Below are 4,914 nucleotides of genomic sequence, written 5' to 3'. Positions count from 1 at the left end.
AAATCCGCTCTTGGGGATGGGCTACAATTGCCTCTAGCAATGTGACAAAATGTCCTAATAAGCGAGTAATTGGCGCATCATCAAATCGGCTCGTATCGTAGTTAATTTTCACAAACAATTGCTTACCAGGAGCAGCAATTACAGTCAGAGGATAATTAGTTTTTTCAATGGCGTGAATATTGTCTATGGAGAAACTGTAATTCTTCGCTGACGCTGCTTCATCAATTGGATAATTCTCGAAGACAACAATGCTCTCGAAGAAAGGCGTTCCTCTGGGGACATCACTCCAGCCCTGAATCTCTACCAATGAACTATATGAATATTGCTCGGACTCAACATGGTATGCCTGTAAATCTTTCAACAAAGCTAAAAGTTCAGTGTTTGCTGAAACTTGAACTCGCACTGGCAAGGTGTTGATAAATACCCCCACCATCGACTCGATGCCAACAAGAGATGGCGGACGACCAGATATAGTCGCACCAAACACTACATCAGTTTCTTGACTGTAGCGACACAACAGTAATGCCCAAGTCGCTTGCACCAGATTATTCATTGTCAGCTGATGCTGTCGTGCAAAATTCTGTAGGACAGCTGTCGCTTGTTCTGTCAGTTGGATGTGTTGTTCGCTGTGGCTAGAATTTAACTTTTTGCTGTTTGACGATGGTTTATCGATACTCAAAGCAGTGGGTGTACTAAAGCCTTGGAGTTTTTCTCTCCAGAATTGTTCAGCTTGGGTTAAGTCTTGTTTCTGTAGCCAAGCAATATAGTTGCGGTAGCTTGCAGTTGGTTGAATATCTAGAGTTTCACTCTGAGAAATTGCTTGATAAAAGTACAATAGGTCTTTGAAAACCAAAGGCATTGACCAGCCATCAAGTAATAAGTGATGATGACTCCAAATAAATTGATAACTATCCGCACTCAATTGGATGAGGCTCAGGTGCATCAGTGGTGCAACAGACAGTTGAAAACCTTGTTGTCGTTGTGACTGCAACAAAAACTCTAATTGTTTTTGTTGGTCTTGTAAAGATAGTTGCTGCCAATCATGGGTCTGTAGGTTAACATCTACCTGTCGATACACGACTTGAAGTGGCTGGGTCAATTCCTCCCAAACAAAAGCAGTCCGTAAGATTGAATGTCGTGCTACCACTTGCTGCCAAGCTTGCTCAAATGCTGGCACATCCAACTTTCCTTTCAAAGTGAAACTTAGCTGCTCAAAATATACTCCTGAGTCTGGAGCATACAAACTCTCAAACAGCATACCCTGTTGCATACTAGAGAGTGGGTAAATATCTTCAATATTTCTCGATTCAGTTTTGCCTGATTGATTGTTGAAGACTAAACTTGTCAACAGTTGGTCTAGTTTTACTTGGTTGAGGTTGACTAACGGGAAATCTGAAGGTGTATAACCTCCACTCTCAGGTGATGAACAGTGAGCTATTAGCCTCTGTAATGTCTTGACAAATTCTTGTGCCAGACTTTCAATTGTGGCGTGCTGGTGGACATTTGTGCTGTAAGTCCAATCTATTTGCAGCTGTTCTCCAACAATAATGCTGTTAATATCTAGTAGATGAGCGCGGCTGTTATGCAAACTTTGGCTGTGTCCAGCAGACTCACTAGCTGGCTGCATCCAAGAAGATGTATTGAGAAGTTGATCGAATTGACCCAGATAGTTGAAGCTAATTTCTGCTTGCGGTAATGCCTGTAGTTGAGCAACAATTTCTACATCCTGACTCAGATAACGCAGTAAGCCGTAACCAATTCCTTTATTAGGAATAGCACGCAGTTGTTCTTTGACAGATTTTAAGGCATCGACTATATTTTCTATTGCTCCCAGTTCCACAAGTACAGGGAAGATGGTTGTAAACCAACCGATGGTGCGTGACAAATCCACACCATCAATAATATCTTCTCGCCCATGACCTTCTAAGTTGAACAGCACACTTTTAGAGTTAGTCCATTTGCCCAAAACCAGTACTAAGGTAGTCAGTAGCACATCGTTAATCTGAGTGTTGTAAGCCTTCGGTACATCTTGCAGTAAGGCACGAGTTTCCACCTTATTTAACGACACTGATACGGTACTAGCTGTTTCAACAGTGTTTGTTCGTTGTGTATAGTCTACTGGTATGGGAGGAACTGTGGCGCGAGATTGATTTAGCCAATAAGCGACCTCGGATTTTATCGTTTCTGATTGTGCATATTCGGTTAATTTGTTAGACCAATCTTTGAAAGAAGTTGTTTTAGCAGGCAGCACGTAGTTTACCGCCGTAGGCATCGCTTTACCTTGAGCAAGCCTCTGGTAAGCTGTTTGCAAATCCTCTAACAAAATTCGCCAAGAAACACCGTCAACTACCAAGTGGTGGATGATGATCAGTAATCGCGCTCTTTTGTCAATACCCAGATGGAAAAAGGCGACTTGCACTAGATTCTTTGACAGATTCAAACTTGCCTGCAAGGAAGCTGCTTTAGCTTCAATAGCAGTTTGTTGCTCACTTTCTAGAAGTGCCGATAAGTCTATGTGAGAGAAGGCAACACTATCAGTCACAGCAGAGTGAATCTGCTGCCAAGTGGACTCAGATTGTGTAAAACGTAGGCGCAGAGAATCGTGATGTACTAGCAATTGCTGCAATACTTGCTTTAATAACTCTGTCTTGAGGTCAGATGGTACTGAGAGTAGAAATGATTGATTAAAGTGGTGCGGCTGTTGTAAATTTTGCTCAAAGAAATAGTGTTGAATTGGTGTTAGAGGTAATGTCCCTGTAACTAATCCTTGTTCTATGTGGATAACACTTGCTATGTTTTCCACTCTCGCTAATTCTGCAATTGTTTGATGTGCAAATAATTGCTTGAGAGTCAGATGCAATCCTGTTTGCTTGGCTCTGCTGATGATTTGAATACTGAGAATAGAATCTCCGCCAAGTTCAAAGAAGTTATCATGTATGCCCACTTGCTTTAGTCTCAGAACTTCTGCCCAAATCTGCGCTAGCATTTCTTCAATTTGATTGCGTGGGGCGACAAAACCGACTTTCAGTTCTCCACGGTAATCTGGTGCAGGCAATGCGCGGCGGTCTACCTTGCCGTTGGGCAAAAGAGCTAGCGACTCCAGCATCACAAAAGCATGAGGCATCATGTACTGTGGCAGTTGACCAGAGAGGAAAGAGCGTAACTGGCTGACTGTAAGAGTTTGTCCTAGATGCGGCACTACGTAGGCGACTAAGCGTTTATCCCCAGTCGTGTCTTCACGAGCAATAACACAACACGCCTGTATATCCTCATATTGGCTCAACCCTGCTTCAATTTCTCCCAACTCGATACGGAAACCGCGTATTTTTACTTGGTTGTCAATACGTCCCAGGTATTCAATTGTGCCATTCGGTAAATAACGTGCTAAATCACCAGTTTTATAAAGGCGGGAATGTAGTTTATCGCTAAAAGGGTTAAGGATGAATTTTTCTTTTGTCAACTCTGGACGGTTGAGGTAGCCTCTTGCTATCCCTGCACCACCAATGTGCAATTCTCCTGGTACACCCACGGGTACTGGTTGCAGATACTCATCTAAGATGTAGATTTGTGTGTTAGCTATAGGTCGCCCAATAGGAACTGTGCTAAGATAGCTTTTTTGTTTACATTGCCAAAAAGTGACATCAATTGCAGCTTCTGTTGGTCCGTAGAGATTGTGCAATTCGCAGTCTAACCGAGTGAAAAAGCGTTCTTGGAGTTCTTTTGGCAGAGCTTCCCCACTACAGATAACTCGTTTCAAACTATTGCAATTTTTTAAACTTTGTTCTTCTAAGAAAACCTGGAGCATAGAAGGAACAAAATGCAGTGTAGTAATCTGCTGTTCTAAAATTAAGTTGACCAAGTAAGCACTATCTTTATGTCCTCCTGGTTTAGCCACAACTAAACGCGCTCCAGTGATTAATGGCCAGAAAAACTCCCAAACTGACACATCAAAGCTGAAAGGGGTTTTCTGTAAAATGCAATCTTCTGCTGTTAATTGATAAGCTTGTTGCATCCACAGCAGGCGATTATAAATCCCCAAGTGGGTGTTCATTGCTCCCTTGGGCTGTCCGGTTGAACCGCTTGTGTAAATCACATAAGCCAAGTCACTATCTTGCACAGCAGGGATGAGATTCTCCTGACTCAACTGAGAAATAAATTGCCAGTCAGTGTCTAAACATACAACCTGCCCTTGATACTCAAGCAACTTTTCTTTGAGCTGCCGTTGTGTAAGCAGCACTCTGACTTGAGCATCTTCTAGCATAAAGCTCAGGCGTTGAGCCGGATAGTCTGGGTCAAGTGGTAGGTATGCCCCACCCGCCTTAAGAATACCTAGCAGTCCCACGACCATTTCTAGCGATCGCTCTACACAAATACCCACCAACGTATCTGGTTTTACACCCAAAGACTGCAAGTAATATGCTAACTGGTTAGCGCGACAGTTCAACTGCTGGTAAGTCAGTTGTTGATCTTCAAACACCACAGCTACAGCATCGGGTGTATGCGCTACTTGCTCCTCAAACAACTGATGGATACACTTATCTACTGGATAATCTACTTGAGTCGAGTTCCACTCAATTAATAACTGATGCTGCTCAACTTCTGTCAATAAAGGTAATTGAGAAATTCGCTCCTCTGGGTTAGCAACAATCCCTTCAAGCAATGTCACAAAATGTCCTGCCATCCGCTCAATTGTGGCTGCATCAAATAAATCAGTGTTGTATTCCCATGTACTTACTAATTCAGCAGCATAGTTGTGGATCGACAAAGTTAAATCAAACTTAGCAGTTGTGCTTTGGAGTTGCAAAGAACTGATAGTTAAGTCAACAAGCTCTACTTCAGATATCGGCGCGTTCTGAAGTACAAACATCACTTGGAACAGTGGTGCATGACTGAGATCCCGTTCTGGCTGCAATG

At 42.8% G+C, this 4,914-nt stretch carries 1 protein-coding gene; it reads right to left on the bottom strand.

Annotated elements, in window-relative coordinates:
* On the bottom strand, positions 1 to 4,914 hold a 4,914-nt coding region (locus VB740_RS17140; RefSeq protein ID WP_323201169.1), incomplete at both ends, for a non-ribosomal peptide synthetase.

It is taken from the genome of Nostoc sp. UHCC 0251 (genome assembly GCF_034932245.1).
Lineage (GTDB): Bacteria > Cyanobacteriota > Cyanobacteriia > Cyanobacteriales > Nostocaceae > Nostoc.
This window is presented reverse-complemented; position numbering and strand designations above follow the sequence as displayed.